Below are 1,045 nucleotides of genomic sequence, written 5' to 3' on the forward strand. Positions count from 1 at the left end.
GAATAGCTTCAAACAAAGAACGTTGCTTTAGCTCGCGGTAGAAGTCCTCTGAGCTCATAACAACACCTTATCACCTGTCAGCGCAGGCCATACGTGAAAGGAGCTGCTGGTTGATTTCAACTTAATCTCTAACTGCGTAAACACGTTAATCTCCGCATATTGAGCAAAGTAAACAGATAACACGCTACCCAATAAAAAGATCTGCTCTTTTGGCAGTATCTGATCGGATACTGTTAGAACCAGCTTTACTCCATGTGCAAAACCAACTTTTCCTTTCTGACTAACCCTACCGGTTGTATGTTCAAACTCTAGCTTGACTAGAGCATCTATAACGGCTTTTGTTTCGGCAGTGCCTGCAAATGCATACAAGTTCAATGTTTGTTTTAACGTTGCTAGGCCGTCAGCTTCAGTAAAATGGTTCAATGCTAATAGCTTGGTAAGCTGCCAGCGTGTGCTTTCATCCATCTCTGGTCTAAGCGTTTCGGAGAGAGACGTTAAGCACCTGATTGATTTAAAATTATCATCAACATTGGGTAACTGAACCTTTGGTAGCCCGCCACCAAATGGAATTTTTTGTGGCAAATTACGATTGCAACACTCAGCTTCCACATACATCAGCCAATTATCTCTGCTTTCAGGGCTGAACAACTGGTATTGCTTATCAACAAAAGAAACATAAGTCTCTCGACCAGGCTCATCGTAGCCACCGGCCCAGTTTTTATCCTCTCGTCTCATTAACCAATACACTTCACTCGCGCTCATGTAGTGCGTGTGCTCTCCTGAATGGTAGCAGGGTAAGTGCTCGTAAGTTTTGTTCCAGTTTCTCAAGGTAACATCAGAAATCGAGACAACTTCATTACTCTCTGCATCTTGGTACTGAGGAGATAATTGATACTCGTACTCTGTTGGAAGGAGACGTTTAGGTTCCATGGTTGATTTGAACAGATTTACAATGGGAACACAGCCAACCATGACACTTTCCTCGTCTACTTGCTTTGGTAGCCAGTCATCACTTGTATCGAAGTAAAAGCAAATCTCGACCTGC

General features: G+C 43.1%; 1 protein-coding gene. It reads right to left on the reverse strand.

The window, feature by feature from the left end:
• Positions 1–54 precede the first annotated feature (54 nt).
• Positions 55–1,045 (reverse strand): type VI secretion system baseplate subunit TssF (gene tssF / locus R7Q47_RS26450; RefSeq protein ID WP_318090285.1); only part of this gene is annotated, 991 nt, incomplete at its 5' end.

The sequence above is a fragment of the Vibrio sp. Vb0349 genome, assembly GCF_033338975.1.